The sequence below is a fragment of the Enhydrobacter sp. genome (assembly GCF_030246845.1).
GTDB lineage: Bacteria > Pseudomonadota > Alphaproteobacteria > Reyranellales > Reyranellaceae > Reyranella.
Map to the genome: position 1 here is coordinate 4,655,637 of NZ_CP126889.1, position 16,077 is coordinate 4,671,713.

Genomic DNA, 16,077 nt, shown 5'->3' on the forward strand with positions numbered 1-16,077 from the left:
GAGGCGAGCGATGGCCGCTGTCTGGTTTGTCAGAGACGCCAGAGGGTGATGCCGGACGGTGTGGAGGAACGGTCGAGCAGGGCAGGCACGTCCGCCACGAAGCCGCCGGCTGGCTTGAGCAGGGGCTTCACGAGTGCCCAGCCGCCCTCCCGGTAGCGCCGGTGGGCCACCGCCAGAACGACCGAATCGGCGGGTTTGAGGGCATCGCTGGGCGTCAGCCTGAGGTTGAATTCCTCCTCCAGCAGATCGCCGTCGGCCATCGGATCGTGCAGTTGGACGGTGATGCCGAAATCCTCCAGCTCGCGGACGATGTCGACCACGCGCGTATTGCGAATGTCGGGCACGTTCTCCTTGAAGGTCACACCTAGCACCGTGACGATCGGGTCACCGTTGCCGCCGCGACGTATAATGCTGCGTGCCACCCGGTTGGCGATGTATTTGCCCATGCCATCATTCACCCGACGGCCGGAATGGATGACGTGTGGATGGTAGCCGACCTCCTCGGCCTTATGGGCAATGTAGAACGGGTCGACACCAATACAGTGGCCGCCCACCAGGCCTGGCCGGAAGGGCAGGAAATTCCACTTTGTGCCGGCCGCCGCCAGCACGTCCTGGGTATCCATGTTGAGGCGGTCGCATATCAGTGCGACCTCGTTGATCAGGGCGATATTGATATCGCGTTGGGTGTTCTCCAGGACCTTGGCGAACTCGGCGACCCGGATCGACGGCGCGCGATGAGTGCCGGCGCTCACCACGCTTCGGTATACGGCGTCGACGATTTCCAGCGTTTCAGGCGTGTCTGCTGAGACGATCTTCAGGATATTGTCAAAGCGCCGGTCCTTGTCCCCAGGATTGATGCGCTCCGGCGAGTAGCCGACGTTGAACCCAGCCTTCCACCTGAGGTCTGAGATTTCCTCCAAGATGGGAATGCATACTTCTTCTGTGACACCAGGATATACGGTCGACTCGTACACAACGATATCGTCCTTCTTCAGTATGGAGCCGATCATTGCGGAAGCTCTCTGCAATGGGCCCAAGTTTGGTTGTTTACTAGCGTTAATTGGAGTGGGCACGGTCACGATATGGAAGTCGGCACTCCGCAAATCTTCAATCTTTTCGGTGAAGTGCAGGTTCTTGGTGACGAGTCTATCCGGTTCGACTTCTCCTGTTCGGTCATGGCCTTTCGAGAGTTCGGCAATGCGGCGCGCATCGATGTCAAAGCTCACAACGGGCATGCCAGCCTGGGCGAACGTCGTTGCGACCGGCAGGCCAACATATCCTAATCCGACTACAGAGATGCGTCTGATCATGGAATTACAATAGCAAAGCCGAATGGGAGCTTTCCGCTATTTTAGTTCGTTGGTCTGACCTATTTACGTGCTGCCGGCGAGGTCAGTCGGTCATGCCTGACATTGTCTCGAAGTGACGAGTACCGCTTGCATAGGGTGACCTGCCCTGATTCTTCGGACCACGGTTAACTTGAGAGCGCTGGCGTCTCCGGCTCCTTGTGTTGTCCCTTCAAGGACGGTGCTGCAACGGGCCGGAGCCGGGCGAACCTCGTTGTAGTGGCGGCGCCGACCTCGATCGCCAGCCCCTCCTTGGTCCATTCGTCGGTGACGGTCAGGCACCTGAGGCTGCTGGCCGTTGGCGCACCAGCCGAACCCGAAGTCGTACGACCAGACCTGGTTGGCGCCGGTCGGCGCCTGGGGCCATGGCAGGAGACGCCTGGCACAAAACGCCGCCAGGACTGGTGGCGCCGAATATGACTGCCACGCGGTGAGCTTACCCGGCCAGAAGGGCCGATTTGGAAGCTGCACTATAGTTGCAGTCCTTGAACAAATAGTATGGTTCGCGGCTATGGGTTATCTTTGAAGCATGGCGCACCGGTTTTTCTTCTTTGACCACTCCGGCACGCCATCCGCCTCACTTCCTCATCTCGATGTGATTGCATCGGCGGATGATGTGCGATTTTCGCGCGCAATTTTTGTTGCAGCATTTTGACATCGCTTGATATGCAGTCGCCCTGCAATGGACATGGGCGAGCCGGGAGCGATGGACCAGGACACTCCGACAGACGGGACGGCGCCACGCCTGATGGCGAGCCATCCCGGTCCTGTCGAGATGTTTCTTTTCGATCTCGACGGGACGGTGACGCGCGAGGAGCTGCTGCCGCGCATCGCCGCGCATTTCGGCGTCGACGAGGAGATCGCGGCGCTGACCCGGCGCACGATCGCAGGCGACATCCCGTTCGAATCGAGCCTGCGGCAGCGGGTGGAAATCCTCGGCCGGTTCCCGGTCGAGGAGGTCCAGCGCGTGGTCGCGGGCGTCGAGATCGATCCCACGATCCTCGACTTCCTCCACGCCCGGCGCGACCGCGCCACGATCGTGACGGGCAACCTCGATGCCTGGCTCGTCCGGTTGCGCGAGCGGATCCCCGTGCCAATGGTCACCTCGCGGGTGACCGTGGCCGACGGCCGGGTCGACCGCTTCGTCGAGATCCTGGACAAGCGGGTCGCCGCCGCGCGCTTCGCCGGCCGGCGGCTCTGCGCGGTCGGCGAGGGGCACAACGATCTCGGCATGTTCGAGGCGGCCGAGGTGAGCGTGGCCTATGGCGGCGTCCACATGCCGGCCGACAGCCTGTTCGATGCCGCCACCCACGTCGCCTTCGATCCCGGAACGCTATGCGCCTTCCTCTCTCAGTTGTGATCTCCTGCGCCGGACGCGGCAGCCGGCTGGGCCTCGGCACCACCAAGGCGCTGGCGATGATCGGCGGCCGGCCGCTGATCGCCTGGCATCTCGACCTGCTGGCCCATCACCCGGACGTGCGGATCGTCGTCGGCTACGACGCGCGCCGGCTGATCGACGCCGTCCGCGCGATCCGGCGCGACGTGCTGTTCGTCTTCAATCACGACTACCGGGAAACCGGCACGGCGGCCTCGATCTCGCTGGCGGCGCGCGGCCTGCCGCCCGGCGCGCAGGTGCTCTCGATCGACGGCGACCTGCTGGTCCATCCGCGCTCGCTCGCCGAGCTCATGGCGGCGTCCGGCAACCGGCTGGGCGTCCTGTCGCCGCTGGCGACCCTCTCCAGCGAGCCCGTGTGCGCCCTGATCGACGGACGGAACGGCCTGGTCCATGGTTTCACGCGCGAGGCGACGAAGGCTACGACGCTCGAATGGTCGGGCCTGTTCCGCGGCGAGGTCGATCTCATCCACAAGGCGAACGCCCTTGGTCTCGGCCGCAATCACGTCTATCAGATGCTCGAGCCCTTCTTGCCGATGCCCTATCTGGAGATCGACGCCACGGAAATCGACACGCCCGAGGATTTCCGCCGCGCGGAGGCCTGGATGGCGAAGGCGAGGCGGGACTGGAAACCCATATCGTGACCGACCCCGACCGATCCAGGATCATTTCCTTCTGGCACGAGCGCGCCTCGAAGACGGGTGCGACGGCGACGCGCTTCCATGCCGAGCATCTCGACTACGACCTGGCGGCGCTGGCGCCGTTCTGCCGCGCCGGCGCGCGCGTGCTCGAGATCGGCTGCGGCCAGTGCGTCATGCTGAACACGCTGGTGCAGAAATTCGGCGTCACCGCGCACGGCGTCGAGCTGGTCGCCTCCTATCTGGACCAGGCGATAAAGGACGAGAGGCTGACGACCGAGGTGGCCGACGCCGTCGACTACACGCCCCGGCCGGGCTTCGACGTCGTGATCCTCGCCGGTCTCATCAACTCCATCCCCGCGGTCGAGGAGCGCCGGCAGATCTATCGCCGGATCGCGCAGGCTCTGGCGCCGGGCCGGTTGCTGTTCGTCAAGTCGCAGTTCGGCCGAACCGTGGACGTCGATGTCGATGCCTGGTCCGAGGCACTGGGCGCCCACTATCGCGCCCATTATCCCCAGGTCGATCGCGAGGCGGCGCGTCTCGGCGAATGGTTCGATGTCGAGGTGACGTCGCCTTATCCGGCGGCGCTGAACCCGCACGCCAACACCCGGTTCCATCATCTTCTCTGCCGGGCGCGCTGAGGGATGAGCCTGAAACCAGGCATTCTGGGCGAGATGGAGGTCGCGCGCTCGGTGCCGGTGCGGCTGCTGCGACGGATCGCGGCCGACGTTCCGATCGGGATCGACGGCCCGTTCGCGGCCGAGCTGCGGGCGACGCTCGGCCAGAACGAGCCGAGCGGCGAGACAGGGGGCGGCTACCTGACGACCGACCTCGCCAAAGCCTGGGCGCTGCTGAGCGACCCGGAGGCGCTGATGCGGCTGGCCTATGCCGGCCATCGCCTGGCCATTCTGCCCTGGCACTGCGACGCCGACCGGCTGATCACCGTGGCGCCGGGCGAGAACCTCACCGAGCTTGCGACCGACCGCAAGCATACCTGGGCATGGTGCGTCTCCGAGGACGGCACCTGCAGCGTGGATGTCCACTCGTTCTTTCCCGAGCCGGTCGAGGCCGAAATCTCCTTCCGCCTCGTCCACCCGGACAGCGCGCCGCGGCAGATCACGCTCGACGGCCGGCCGCTGACGGAGCGCGACAGCGATATTCGCTTCAAGAGGCGGTTGGAGCCCGGCCGGACGCCGCTGCGTTTCGTTCTCGTCAGCGGGACGACCTCGGTACGGCACGGCGGCAAGCCGTTCCATTATGCGCTTTACAATTTCGAGGCCTCGGCCTTCGGCCGCGCGTCGCAGGGCTTCCGGCTCGACGCGCGGCCCTACGGCGACGCCTCGCCCGGCTTCGGACTGGATCCGCGCAAGGCGGACGAGGTCGCGATCAGGTACGCCCTGCATACGGCCGGCTTCCAATATGTGACATGGGCGGCACTCACCCGCACTTCGGCCGCGGTGGAGATGGCGGCCTGGAGTCGGGGCATCCCCTTCGAGCCGTCGCCCTTCGATCTCGACGACCGCGCTCGCTACGGCGGTTCGGTGACGAAGCAGGGGCAGATCTACTGGTTCCTGGCGCTGCATTCCGCCAATGATCGCCAGCGCTGGACGGTCTGACATGAAAAATCGTCCGCAGGTCGTGGCTGTCGGCTACAGCAGCGAGTTCTCGCTGGACCCGTTGTGCGACGTGCTTGTCGCGCGCGACATTCCCTGCACGCGCATCGACATGTACGACGCCGGCTGGCGAGAGCATTACCGCCCTCCCACCGATGGCCGCGAGGTCGTCCTCCTGAGCTCGCAGCATCCCAGCACCGGTCGCGGATTCTTCTCGCGCCACTACAATCTCTCGTCCGACGTCCTCAACCTGACGGACGCGATCAACTTTTTCGACCCTGCGCGCAGCTTTCTTTTTCCCCACGATCTCACGCATCCTTTTTATGACGAAGAGGTCGTGTCTCTGCGCGAGTTGACGGCGGTTCTCGCTCCGGATGAACGTTTCTGGTATCTTCGCCGCTGGACGCCGGTGCACGTCGTCGGATGGCCCAAGCTGATCGGCGCTGCCAAAGCGACTGACACCGCATCCGGCGCCGTTTTCATGCCAACGGACGTGGCGACGTTCAGTCAGCGCGAACCGGAAGTCTTCCGAAGCGTGTTTGGGGGGCTTCTACGGCCCGGCATCCGCTTCAAGCTGCCGGCCTTTTCTGGAACGGACGGGCTAAGGTCTATCCTTCTCGATGCGGGATGCGAGGAGATTCCAGCGACCGCCAACTCGGCCGAAGTGATCGCCCGCCATGCCACCGTCATCTCGAACGGCTTGTCGTCGATCGTCTCGGAGGCCGCTCTGGTCGGCAAGGATGTTATTTGCGTCAAATGCGGTGTTCAATCCGTCGAAGCCCAGTGGCACGCCTTTTCGAGCCACCCGAACGTCGAGCTGGTCGATCCACCCAACCTCGCCGAGGCACTTTCAGCGCCGCGGCGCGGTAGAAACTATACCAGCGAACTGATTCCACTCGATATCGATCTGGTCGTTTCGTTGATCTCGGGAACCATGGCTATTCGCCACGATGGCGCTCGGGTCGAGGTAGCGGAGATGGAACAATGACCAAGGAAACTGAAGCAGAGGAGAAGTTGCGCGCACTCCTCGCGGGAAATTCGGCCGCGCTCGCTGCCCTGGACGAGCTGGTGAAGGATCGGGAGGCGGAGCGGTACGAAGGCCAGCTCTGGCCGCATGTCCGGGAGTACAACCGCGATATCGCCGCGATCTTGGGCCATGCCTGCGCGGTACCAACTCATTTTCTTCATACCTCGTGGTCATTGGGCACGCCGACAGGCGACTTGCACAATCGATACCTCGACAAGGTCTTTGTCAGCGTCGAGGAAGGCCTGATCGAGGACCTGCTTGCACGTGGCATCGACGGCAGCATCGTCGAGTTCGGCGTATTCAAGGGATTCATGCTGGGCAAGCTCCTCGACAAGGTGGAAAGTCTCGGCGCAAGGCGCCGCTTCTACGGGTTCGACAGCTTCGAGGGGCTGTCCAGACCGTCGACGGAGCACGACTACGAGGGCTGGCAGGAAGGGCAGTTCAAGACGACTTTCGAGATCGCCGCCGCAAATCTGCGCCTCTCGGAACGCCCGCATCTGTCCCTCATCAAAGGCTGGCTCAATGACAGCCTCAAGGGGCCGGAGGCACAGGCGATCCGCCCTGTCGCCTATGCACGGATCGATGTCGATATCTACGAGCCGGCCCGCGATTGCCTGGCCTTTTTGTCCGATCGCCTGGCAGATGGGGCGATACTGGTATTCGATGATTGGCCCTATGCTTCGCAAAAGGGCGAGAGCAAGGCTTTCATCGACTGGGTGAAGACCGTCCCGCATCTCAGATTCGAATGGATCGGCCAGTGCAGTGCACGCATTTATTTTCGTGTTCATCATCGATGAGTGCGCGGGCTTGATTGGCAGATTGCATGAGCAGGAGGAGAGAATTCTGTCGTGCTGACTCAGGCGATGATTCTCTGTGGCGGCCTGGGCACTCGTCTCGGCCCCCTGACGGCGGCAACGCCCAAGCCACTGCTCGAGGTCGGCTCACGGCCTTTTCTGGACGTGTTGCTGTTCGAGCTGGGGCGCCACCACTTCCGTGATGTCGTGCTGCTGGCGTCGCACCAGGCGCCGCAGATCGTCGATTATGCACGCCACAATCCGATTGCCGGGCGCTTCGGATTCACCCTGTCCACGATCATCGAACCGGAGCCGGCCGGAACAGGGGGCGGACTCTACAATGCGCGAGATATTGCGGCCGAGAGCTTCCTGCTGTTGAACGGCGATTCGTGGATCGACATGAACCTGCTGGCGGCGGCACCGATCGTGGCCGGAGCGCCGGAAGTCGTTGCCTCGCTCGCATTGCGTCGCCTCGAGAATCCCGACCGCTACGGGACAGTGCGGGTGGAGGAGGGACGCATCGTCTCCTTCGCCGAGCGCTCGGCCGGCGCAAAAGAGGCGCTCATCAGTGCCGGCGTCTACTTTTTCCGTCGCGAGATCTTTTCGCACCTCGCGCCGAAGTGCTCGCTGGAGGCCGACATCATGCCGGCGCTTTGCCGGACACGTGCCGTGGCGGCGACGATTCATTCGGGCTTCTTCATCGATATCGGCGTCCCGAGCTCCTATGAGGAGGCGCAGCGGGAGATCCCGAGGCGGATGCGCCGGCCGGCGGTGTTCCTGGACCGGGATGGCGTTCTCAATTTCGACGATGGCTATGTCGGACAGATCGAGCGCTTCCGCTGGATCGACGGGGCGATCGAGGCCGTGCGCGCGCTGAACGAAGCGGGTTACCTCGTGTTCCTGGTGACCAATCAGGCGGGCGTCGCCCATGGCCACTATCCGGAGACCGCCATCGCCACGCTCCACGACTGGATGCAGCTCGAACTGCGCCGGCATGGAGCGCATATCGACGACATCCGGTACTGCCCGTTCCACCCGGAGGGCAGAGTCGCCGCCTACCGGCGGCGGTCCGACTGGCGCAAGCCGGCCTGCGGCATGATCACCGACCTTTGCGACTCGTGGGACGTCGACATGTCGAGAAGCCATCTGATCGGCGACAAGCCGTCGGATATCGAGGCCGCGCAGGCAGCCGGCCTGACGCCTCACCTTTTCGAGGGGGGCAACCTGCTCGACTTCATCCGAACACGGAAAGTTGTTGGAGCCTAACCCGCCAGAGCCAGATACACTGAGTACTTCAATGCAGGCGTAGCAACCTTCTGAGGGGGTGCCTTTTTTTGGGCACGACAAGAAGATGATGAAAGCCAGCATTGACCAGGTGCTGAAGCGGTTCGGATATGTCGTCTCGACGGACGACGATCGGAGAGAGATCGAGAGGCTGAAGAGAGCAGCAGCCCTTCGACGCTCCTTTGTTGACGTGGCTTTCAGGTACTTTCTCTACGGCGAGCGTGGCCCGACCGTGGAGGTCTCGTTCGACGACCTCAAGCCGGATAGCGACCCGGACTGGATCCCCCGGATGCTTGCGGCGAATGAGATGCACGAAGTTGAGTTTCGTATTTTCAGGTTCTTCCAGAATCCAAGTGAAACCATACTCGATATCGGGGCCAATAATGGCAACAGTGTCGGTTCCATCCTCGCAAGTGGATCAAAGGCCCAGATCCTGTCATTCGAGCCAAATCCGATGCACCACAAGTGCCTGGAGCGGCTCCGCGAGTTGCGAAAGGACGCGTTCGATTTTGTGCCAGTCGGACTTGCGGCAAAGGCCGCGGACCTGAAATTCCTGGTTCCCGTCGTAAATGATGCCGTGATAAGCGGCCTGACATCTGCGAACTTCGCGAAGACTATCGCCTGGGTTGCCCAGGAGAACCTCGTCGACTATGCGCTCCAATATTGCCAAGGCGTGCCGGATCCGCAACTACGCTTTGCCGAGTGCAACTGGTCGGTGATGCGTCTGGACGATGCCCTTCGACAAAACTACGGCGTCGCCGTCGACAAGATCGTTGCGATCAAGATGGATGTAGAAGGACATGAAGCTGCGGTTCTAGATGGGGGAAGGGCGACCTTGAAAGCGCACACACCGCTCATTTTACTGGAGGGCGCAAATCGCGATCCCGCTGTTTTCGATATCCTTGAGCCATTGGGCTATGTGTTCGCCGACTTCGATGGCGAGGCGTGTATCCTCAAGAATCAGATGTCCATGAAAGTTAACGGCTTTTATCTCCACTCGTCTAGATTGGGCCACTACCGCCAAATTGGCTTGTTGTCGTCGGGAGTTAAGTAGATTGAACCATTGCGGAGCGCGAGATCGATCTCCATAATTTCTCAACACCGTACGGAAGCGCGCCGAAGTCCGACAGGCTACAAGACGAAATGAAGAAACTAGTTCAGTGGACTTTTAACAAAGCCGGATATTCGCTGGTCAAATCACCCTCTCTCGAGGCGGAGCGACGACACGCCCCATCCGTGACTTCACTACCAGACATCGATGCCCAATCGAACGAAGAATATCGGCAGATGTCCGAGCGATTCTTCGGCAAGGGGATGCCGCGAGATTTGCGGAATGTTAAGCTCGCGTCGATCTATCCAGAGAATGACGAATTCTTTCAGCGTTGCTTTAATGCTTTGCTGCAAACAGAGGCCGAATTTGTTCAACGCCTGATCGACGATCAGGCGGCAAAAGGAGTGGCTGGCTCCTTCGTGGAGTTCGGAATCTATCAGGGAGCCTGGATCGATCGTCTGTTCAGGATGACCGAGAGCGCCGGCCTGACCGATCGAGCCATTTACGGGTTCGACAGCTTCAAAGGCTTGTCCAAGCCTCATGATCGGTTCGATGTGTCTTTCTGGAAGGAAGGCATGTATGCCGCATCGCGAGCCGAGGTCGAGAGAAATTTGAATATTGCCGAGCGGCCGCGAATTAAGCTGATCGAAGGGTATTTCAAAGATTCGCTGGTTCGCAAAGAGGCGAAGGCTGTTGGCGATGTGGCATTTGCCCGTATCGATTGCGATATTTACGAACCTGCCAAGGAATGCCTGGAGTTCCTGTCCAAGCGTTTAACGCATGGATCGATCCTCGTGTTCGACGACTGGACCCATGACTATGGAGTCGGCGAGGGCAGAGCCTTCGCAGAGTGGATCGGCACGGTTCCACATCTAAACTTCAAGTTTCTTTTTCTCGGACCCTGGGATCACCTGCACTTGCGCGTCTTGCATCGAGACAAGACGGACATTTTCTAGTCACAGTGGGAGCCGCTGAAGCTTCTCGTGCAGGAAGATCGACCGCATGTTCGCTTCAGCTTCGTCGTGGAACCTGGAATAGGTGGCGCGGCTGACCTCGGCCAGGCGGCTTAGCTCGGACGGCGTCTCGACGATCTCGAACAGGCTCGCCACGAGGTCGGCCATGCCCTCGTGCGCATGCCGGGGATCGCCCGACTCGATCCCCTTCGAGCCGCATTTGGTCGTCAGCAGCGGCATGCCGAAGGCCATCGCCTGCACGGTCTTGACGTTGATGCCGGTGCCCACCGTCACGGGCGACAGGACGAGGTCCATGCCGGCGTAGAACGCGCCGATATCCTCGACGAAGCCCGCCATCTCGACCCAGGGGCGGCCGAACAGCGGCTGCTGCTCTTCCGGCAGCCGGTCGACGATCGCCTTCACCTCGCCCGCGACGTGCAGGACGAAGGGGCAGCGCCTGCCGCCCAGCCTCGCCTCGATGGCGGCTATGCAATCGTGGGCCATCTTGAGGTTGATGTTGTTGGCGCTGGCGACGAGGCCCACGTGCCGCACGCTTTCCCGGTTCCTGTCGACGAACCTGGCCGGCTCGAAGTGGGGAATGACCAAGGCGCTGCGGCGGCCCGAGACCCGGTCGAAGTAGCGCGCCTCCTCGGCCCGTCGCGCGAGCACGATGTCGGCACGCGCGAGATAGGCGCCTTCCTCCTCGGGCGTGCAGGAGAAGAACTCGAGCGGCAGGCCGTTGGCGCGCAGCATGTCGTAGCGATCGCCCATCTTGTCGTGGGTGTCGATCACCTTGACGATATAGGAGGGGACGAACTCGAGCAGCCTCGACTGGAAGATGTAGGAGCAGATCACGACGTCGATATCGTGCTTGAAGCACAGCGCCCTGATGCGCTCGCCCAGCCCTTCCTCGTAGGCGCCGTCGAACGGCACGTCGGCGCCGCTCGGCATCGGCGGCTTGCCGAAGGGGATGATGTCGAGCGTGTCCCAGTTGGCCGCCATCTCGCGGGCGTCGGCGACCGAGTAGTCGCTGCTGCCGAGCAGCGCGAAATGGACGCGATGCCCGGCCTGCTGCATCCAGCGCGCGAAGCGGTAGATCGACGCCCGGTTGCCGTGGCTCACGGGATGGGACGGGACGGGGCTGAAATAGAGGACGTTGCAGGCGCCGGGCTTCGCCTTGCGTCCGGTCCCCGCCGCGCGGGCACGCTCCGCGCCGCTCATGGCCGAGGGCCACTCGACCGGCGGCGAATGTCCCTCCGCCAATGCCTTGCGCCACTTGTCGACGAGAAGGGACGTGTGGCCGGACGAGCGGCCGAACGAGACGATCTCCGAGGCCGGCTGGTAGAGCACGCGGAACCCCAGCAGGCGCGCCGTCATGCCGAGATCGGCTTCCATGCAGCCGATGTCGCCGTAGCGTGCGTCGAACCCGCCGGCCTTTTCCCAGAAGGACCGCCGGATCAGGAGCGACACGCTGGAAACCGAGTCCACCTCCCGCTCGACGTTCATGAGAGCGACATGACGGCTGGCGCCCCGGCCGATGTCGAGGATCGTGCCGTCGCGGAAGATCGTCGAGCCGCCGTCCCGGACGCTGCCGTCGGGCGCCAGCACCTTGGAGCCGACGATCGCGGCCCTGTCGTCCCGGTCCGCCGTCCTGACGAGATTGTCCAGCCAGCCCGCGAGCGCGATCGAGTTGGGATCGACGAACAGGAGATAGCGGCCGCGCGCCTGCCTCGCCGCGTTGTTGCAGGCTTCGACCAGGCCCCGGCTCCTGTCCGACCGCAGGACCTTCAGGCCGGGGAAGTGCTTCTCGGCGTCGAGCGTCTCGTCGCTGGAGCTGTCGTCGGCCAGCACGATCTCGAAGGCGATGTCGTGATCGTCCGCCGTCTGCAGGATCGAGTTCAGGCAGGCCTTCGTGGCCTGCCAGCGGTTGAAGACGGGGATGATGATCGAGACATCGACCGTCGCCGTCGGAGCGAGCGCCGGCAGGGGCCGCGGCGCCGCCGTCGCGCAATAGTCGCGCCACGCCTCCAGCGGAAGCAGGTTGGCATCGTTCAGGACCGACAGGAGCGACGGCAGGTCGGCCGCCGCGTCGGCGACATCCTCCGTGGTTGGCGGCGCGAAGATGCTCACGGGGCTGTCGGGCAGGCGGGTTCGCAGATTGGCGGCAGCGGCCTCGCTGTCGGCAACGATCAGGTCCGCGCCCGCTGCGCCCGAAAGATCGGCAGGCTCCGTCGAGGGATGGAGGATGATGGTGGCACCCGGCGACGCCGCCCGGATGGCCTCGATCAGCGCGCCCGGGGCATCGACATCGCGAAGGTAGAAGATGCCATGGTCACAGCCGTGGCAGAGCAGGTAGTCCCGCGCGCTGGCGCAGCCCGGCGTCGCTTCGGCAACGCGGGCGCCCAGACCCGTCAGCTCCTGCTTGCGGGATGGATCGATCTGCATCGTGGCCGGCAGGAAGGTCCCCTCGAAGCCGAGGAGATGCAGGTCGCGGACGATTATCGTCGTCAGCCGCGCGTCGGCCGCGGACTGCGGCCGCGAGGCGCAACCGTCGATCAGCAGGACGCGCTTTTGCCGTCGCGCGAGAGCCGAGGCCGGTTCCGGCCGGGGCCGACTCCTGGCTGCTTCCAGGGTCGCATGCGTGCCGCCGTCGGGGCAGGGAAGCCGCCCCTCGCTGATGCCGACCGTCAGGTAGTGGACCAGCGGATTGATGCCGCCCGCCGCCACATCGTGATTGTGGTCGTGATAGAAGCGGTTGCTGAAGCAGGGATGGGGATCGCCGGCGCTGTAGACGCCGCAGCTCAGATAGTGCCAGAGCGGGTTGATGGCGGGCGAGGCCGCGTCGGGGGTGCGGCTGCGGTAGTAGGCGCCATCGAACCAGGGATGAGGATCCCGGCCTTGCGCGGCGCCGTGGGCGAGATAGTGGACCAGCGGGTTGAGGCCGGCCTGGGCCACGTCCGGATTCCGGCCGAGATAGAAGCGGGCGCTGAACAGGGGATGCGGATCGCGCCCCTCGAACGCGCCGCGGGTCAAGTAGTGGACGAGCGGGTTGACGCCCGATGCGGCGACGTCCGGATTCCGCTCGAGATAGAAGCGGGTGCTGAACAGCGGATGCGGATCCCTGTTCTCGGCGGCGCCATGGCGGAGATAGTGGGCGATGGAAACTTCCGCTGGTCCTCCTCTCGCATACCACTCGGCGTTGAACATGCCCCATTGCCGGATCAGGGTCTCATGCTCGCGGCTGAAATGAGGAGCGCGGCCGCCGTTCGCCGACCGCCATATCACTGTAAATCTCTCACGCCATCTATACAGCGGGTACGGGGCCCCCAGGCGTTCCGGTCTATTTGTCATCTTCTGGTCGCAAATCGGTGTGCCAGCCGCGTTACGAGTCGACCGACCGACGTTATCAATCGGGGACTCGATTGTCGATCCGCGTCTCGGTGGTTGATTCGGACCCGCGCTTTTGCAGCATCGTGTCGAACGCCGCGCCGAGGGTCGATGTCAGTCTCTCCTGACCGAGCGCGGCGCGGACGGCTTCGCTGCAGCCGGGCAGGCCTTCCCGCAGGGCGCGGCGGATCAGGGAACGGAACTCGTGCGGTGCGTCCGCCACGTAGACGCCGTGGCCCAGTGCCGAAGCGACCAGCGGGCCGTAGCCCTCGATGCCGTGCGACGTGCTGACGACGGCGCGGCCGCTCGCCAGCGCGTCGGCCGTCTTGAGCTTGGCGCCGGCGCCCAGGCGCACCGGCACGAACACGCAGTGGGCGCCGGACAGGAAGTTCGCCTTGTCCTCGCCGGGAACGACGCCGACGCGGCGTAGGCGCGAGTCGTTGATCGACTGGAAGTCCCGGTAGCGCCGGTCGGCGGCGAGGGCATCGCCGAGCTGTCCGCCGACCCAGAGGCGCTCGTTCCAGCGCAGGAAGCCCAGGCCGTCGGGAAAGACCTCGAAGAAGCCTTCGACATTGGGCCAGTAGGCGGTGCCCATCATGGCGGCATAGCGAATACCGGCCGCCGCCGCCTCGGCCGGGAAGCGGCCGTCGGTGGCGATCGGCTTGCCGGCCAGGTCGGAGACGGGCGGCAGGTAGATCACCTCCCTGGCGCCCTCGCGCGCGATCTCGTCGGCCTCGACGTCCGAGATCGAAAGAACGAGATCGGCGCGATGGTACAGTTCCGTCTCCAGCGCCCGGGTCAGCGCGACCAGCGCCTCGGAGCTGGGGCGGCGCAGGCCGAGCCGGTAGAGCTCCGGACGGAATCGCCATTCAATGTTGTGGCTCGAATAGACGATGGCGGCTCCGCCCGCGTCGTCCAGCACCTGCCGCAGGACCAGCCAGAGCCAGGGCTGCTCGAGCAGCACGACGTCCGGCTCGACGCGCCGCAGGCAGGCGCGCAGGCGGCTCACGACGTCGCCGTTGCGCGCGGCGTGGCGCGCCGACAGCAGATCGAAGAAGAGATTGTGATCGAGCATCGCCTTCTGGACGTCGGGGTCGGTCAGGGCGATGTCGTCCGGACCCTGCTGGTCCGGCGGAAAGAAACCGCCATGATAGATCCCGACGGGGGCCACCTGCCATCCGCTGGCCGCCAATCCCTCGACGATGCTCGCCGAACGGAACTGGCCGCCCCAGCCCGGTTGCCTGAGCGGGTAGGGCGTGAGGACGAGGCAGCGCTTCACGTCGCGGACCGGCGAGCTGCCGGGGTCGCGATGACCTCGCGAATACGGGCAACAAACGCCTCGCGGGCCGGTCCGCGATAGCGCGGCGCCGCCTGGCGCAGGGCCGCGAGTTGGCTGTCGTCGACGATCAGCCGCTCCAGCTCGCGCAGCCAGCCCGGGAAATCGTGCGGATGAAAAGAAGGCATCAGCCCTTCCGTCGCCTCGAGCAGGCTGGGGCAGGTCGAGACGACGACCGGCGTGCCGAAGGCGAGGCTTTCGGCCGCCAGATGGCCGGAATCCTCGACCAGCGAGGGGAAGATGCAGAACCGGGCATTGCGCTGCAGCCAGATCGCCTCGGCGTCGGAAAGCCCGGGCAGGACCCTCACATGGGGCCGCAGCCGCCGATTGCTCTCGATCAGCCGTTGCACGCTCTCGACACCCCAGCCCCAGTCGCCGGCCAGGACCAGAAGGGGAAGCGCCTCCGGCGACAGGCGCTCCCGCAACTCGTCCCACAGATTCAACGCGAGCATGTGGTTCTTGCGTGCCTCGATCGGCGCGCGATAGAGAACGAAGGGGCATCCCTCGAGCTCCGGGACGGGACTGTCCGCGACCTCGTCCGCCCGCTCGCGCAGCACGTTCGGCAGCGGCGCGACATGCACCGGAACGTCGATGTCGTTCGGCTTCGCGACGAGGCGATCATAGCTCTCGGCGCTGAACTGCGACGGCACGATCAGGCATTCGGATGCATGGCCGATCTCGACGCAATGCCGATGGAGCCTGTCGGCCGGTTCTGGAACGAGATGCGGCAAGGCGAGGCGCGCCACGTCGTGCACGACGCCGATGACGCGCACACCCGTTTCCGCGCCGAGGCGGCCGAGACCGCCGTAGTCCATGTCGTCCTGAAAGTCGGCCGTGCAGAGGAAAACGTCGCCGGATCGGAACGGGTTGGCATGGATGGGTGCTGTCTCCTGGTCTGCGGCCGGCGTCGGGATGCTCCTGCGCCGCAGCCTCGCCATCAGGACGCCCAGGATATTGCCGGTGCGTTTTGGCGGCTCCGCCGCGGTCGCTGCCGCTGCCTGGTCGTCGTCTTCCTTGCGCGGGACGAGGCGATAGGCGCCGCGCTCGTGGACGACAAAATCGACAGCAAACGCCGGATCCCGGGCAAGATGCTCGACCATATGGCGCTGGATACGAGAAGCCTCAGTGCCGGCCGCATCAGGTCGAAGGGAGCGGGTGACATCGATGAATACCCTCTGCGTGCCGGCGCTTTCGGCGGTGCTCCCCATCGGCATCCCGGCAAACGGACGAACGGGCAAGGCCGCGACGCGAGCCT

The 16,077-nt window shown here is 64.2% G+C and carries 13 protein-coding genes and 1 pseudogene; 9 read left to right on the forward strand and 5 right to left on the reverse strand.

The genetic code is table 11. The features are described from left to right. Nucleotides 1–29: 29 nt before the first annotated feature. Nucleotides 30–1,310, reverse strand: a complete 1,281-nt coding sequence (locus OJF58_RS23225) for a nucleotide sugar dehydrogenase (protein ID WP_300780232.1) — start codon at nt 1,308–1,310, stop codon at nt 30–32. A 266-nt stretch (nt 1,311–1,576) separates the two neighbouring features. Next, nucleotides 1,577–1,715 (reverse strand): annotated as a pseudogene (locus OJF58_RS23230) (IS3 family transposase); the annotation flags it as partial. Nucleotides 1,716–2,052: 337 nt separating this feature from the next. Between OJF58_RS23230 and OJF58_RS23235 the strand changes: the two are divergent. The 9 genes from OJF58_RS23235 to OJF58_RS23275 all read left to right on the forward strand — a co-directional run bounded on the left by OJF58_RS23235 (nt 2,053) and on the right by OJF58_RS23275 (nt 10,102). Further along, entirely contained in the window at nt 2,053–2,706 is a 654-nt protein-coding gene (locus OJF58_RS23235) for an HAD-IB family phosphatase (protein WP_300780233.1), read from the forward strand. Beyond that, nucleotides 2,682–3,383 carry an NTP transferase domain-containing protein gene (locus tag OJF58_RS23240; RefSeq protein ID WP_300780234.1) on the forward strand — a complete coding sequence of 234 codons (702 nt, stop codon included), beginning with the start codon at nt 2,682–2,684 and terminating at the stop codon, nt 3,381–3,383. The genes OJF58_RS23235 and OJF58_RS23240 overlap by 25 nt, the downstream gene beginning before the upstream one ends. Then, the gene (locus tag OJF58_RS23245) at nt 3,380–4,018 is read left to right on the forward strand and encodes a methyltransferase domain-containing protein (protein ID WP_300780235.1); all 639 of its coding nucleotides are present in this window, start codon (nt 3,380–3,382) and stop codon (nt 4,016–4,018) included. The genes OJF58_RS23240 and OJF58_RS23245 overlap by 4 nt, the downstream gene beginning before the upstream one ends. 3 nt (nt 4,019–4,021) lie before the next feature. After that, nucleotides 4,022–4,993: a hypothetical protein gene (locus OJF58_RS23250; RefSeq protein WP_300780236.1), complete on the forward strand. Its 972-nt coding sequence runs from the start codon at nt 4,022–4,024 to the stop codon at nt 4,991–4,993. Nucleotide 4,994: 1 nt separating this feature from the next. Further along, nucleotides 4,995–5,978, forward strand: coding sequence for a hypothetical protein (locus tag OJF58_RS23255; protein WP_300780237.1), 984 nt, complete (start codon nt 4,995–4,997; stop codon nt 5,976–5,978). After that, on the forward strand, nt 5,975–6,814 hold the full coding sequence (locus tag OJF58_RS23260; RefSeq protein ID WP_300780238.1) for a TylF/MycF/NovP-related O-methyltransferase: 840 nt from the start codon (nt 5,975–5,977) through the stop codon (nt 6,812–6,814). The genes OJF58_RS23255 and OJF58_RS23260 overlap by 4 nt, the downstream gene beginning before the upstream one ends. 51 nt (nt 6,815–6,865) lie before the next feature. Then, nucleotides 6,866–8,077, forward strand: coding sequence for an HAD-IIIA family hydrolase (locus OJF58_RS23265; protein ID WP_300780239.1), 1,212 nt, complete (start codon nt 6,866–6,868; stop codon nt 8,075–8,077). A gap of 85 nt (nt 8,078–8,162) precedes the next feature. Next, nucleotides 8,163–9,149 carry an FkbM family methyltransferase gene (locus OJF58_RS23270; protein ID WP_300780240.1) on the forward strand — a complete coding sequence of 329 codons (987 nt, stop codon included), beginning with the start codon at nt 8,163–8,165 and terminating at the stop codon, nt 9,147–9,149. An 89-nt stretch (nt 9,150–9,238) separates the two neighbouring features. Next, nucleotides 9,239–10,102 carry a TylF/MycF/NovP-related O-methyltransferase gene (locus OJF58_RS23275; protein WP_300780241.1) on the forward strand — a complete coding sequence of 288 codons (864 nt, stop codon included), beginning with the start codon at nt 9,239–9,241 and terminating at the stop codon, nt 10,100–10,102. Here the strand turns inward: OJF58_RS23275 and OJF58_RS23280 are convergent, their stop codons facing one another. The 3 genes from OJF58_RS23280 to OJF58_RS23290 all read right to left on the reverse strand — a co-directional run bounded on the left by OJF58_RS23280 (nt 10,103) and on the right by OJF58_RS23290 (nt 15,922). Beyond that, nucleotides 10,103–13,384: a glycosyltransferase gene (locus tag OJF58_RS23280; RefSeq protein WP_300780242.1), complete on the reverse strand. Its 3,282-nt coding sequence runs from the start codon at nt 13,382–13,384 to the stop codon at nt 10,103–10,105. It abuts the gene before it with no gap. 121 nt (nt 13,385–13,505) lie between these two features. Further along, nucleotides 13,506–14,765 (reverse strand): glycosyltransferase, encoded by a 1,260-nt coding sequence (locus OJF58_RS23285; protein ID WP_300780243.1) that lies wholly within the window; start codon nt 14,763–14,765, stop codon nt 13,506–13,508. Next, entirely contained in the window at nt 14,762–15,922 is a 1,161-nt protein-coding gene (locus OJF58_RS23290) for a glycosyltransferase (RefSeq protein WP_300780244.1), read from the reverse strand. The genes OJF58_RS23285 and OJF58_RS23290 overlap by 4 nt, the downstream gene beginning before the upstream one ends. Nucleotides 15,923–16,077: the final 155 nt, after the last annotated feature.

Bases quoted from the DNA above. Each gene is read 5' to 3' on its own strand.
- OJF58_RS23225 (WP_300780232.1), bottom strand. From the start codon at position 1,310: ATGATCAGACGCATCTCTGTAGTCGGATTAGGATATGTTGGCCTGCCG.
- OJF58_RS23235 (WP_300780233.1), top strand. From the start codon at position 2,053: ATGGACCAGGACACTCCGACAGACGGGACGGCGCCACGCCTGATGGCG.
- OJF58_RS23240 (WP_300780234.1), top strand. From the start codon at position 2,682: ATGCGCCTTCCTCTCTCAGTTGTGATCTCCTGCGCCGGACGCGGCAGC.
- OJF58_RS23250 (WP_300780236.1), top strand. From the start codon at position 4,022: ATGAGCCTGAAACCAGGCATTCTGGGCGAGATGGAGGTCGCGCGCTCG.
- OJF58_RS23255 (WP_300780237.1), top strand. From the start codon at position 4,995: ATGAAAAATCGTCCGCAGGTCGTGGCTGTCGGCTACAGCAGCGAGTTC.
- OJF58_RS23260 (WP_300780238.1), top strand. From the start codon at position 5,975: ATGACCAAGGAAACTGAAGCAGAGGAGAAGTTGCGCGCACTCCTCGCG.
- OJF58_RS23270 (WP_300780240.1), top strand. From the start codon at position 8,163: ATGATGAAAGCCAGCATTGACCAGGTGCTGAAGCGGTTCGGATATGTC.
- OJF58_RS23275 (WP_300780241.1), top strand. From the start codon at position 9,239: ATGAAGAAACTAGTTCAGTGGACTTTTAACAAAGCCGGATATTCGCTG.
- OJF58_RS23290 (WP_300780244.1), bottom strand. From the start codon at position 15,922: ATGGTCGAGCATCTTGCCCGGGATCCGGCGTTTGCTGTCGATTTTGTC.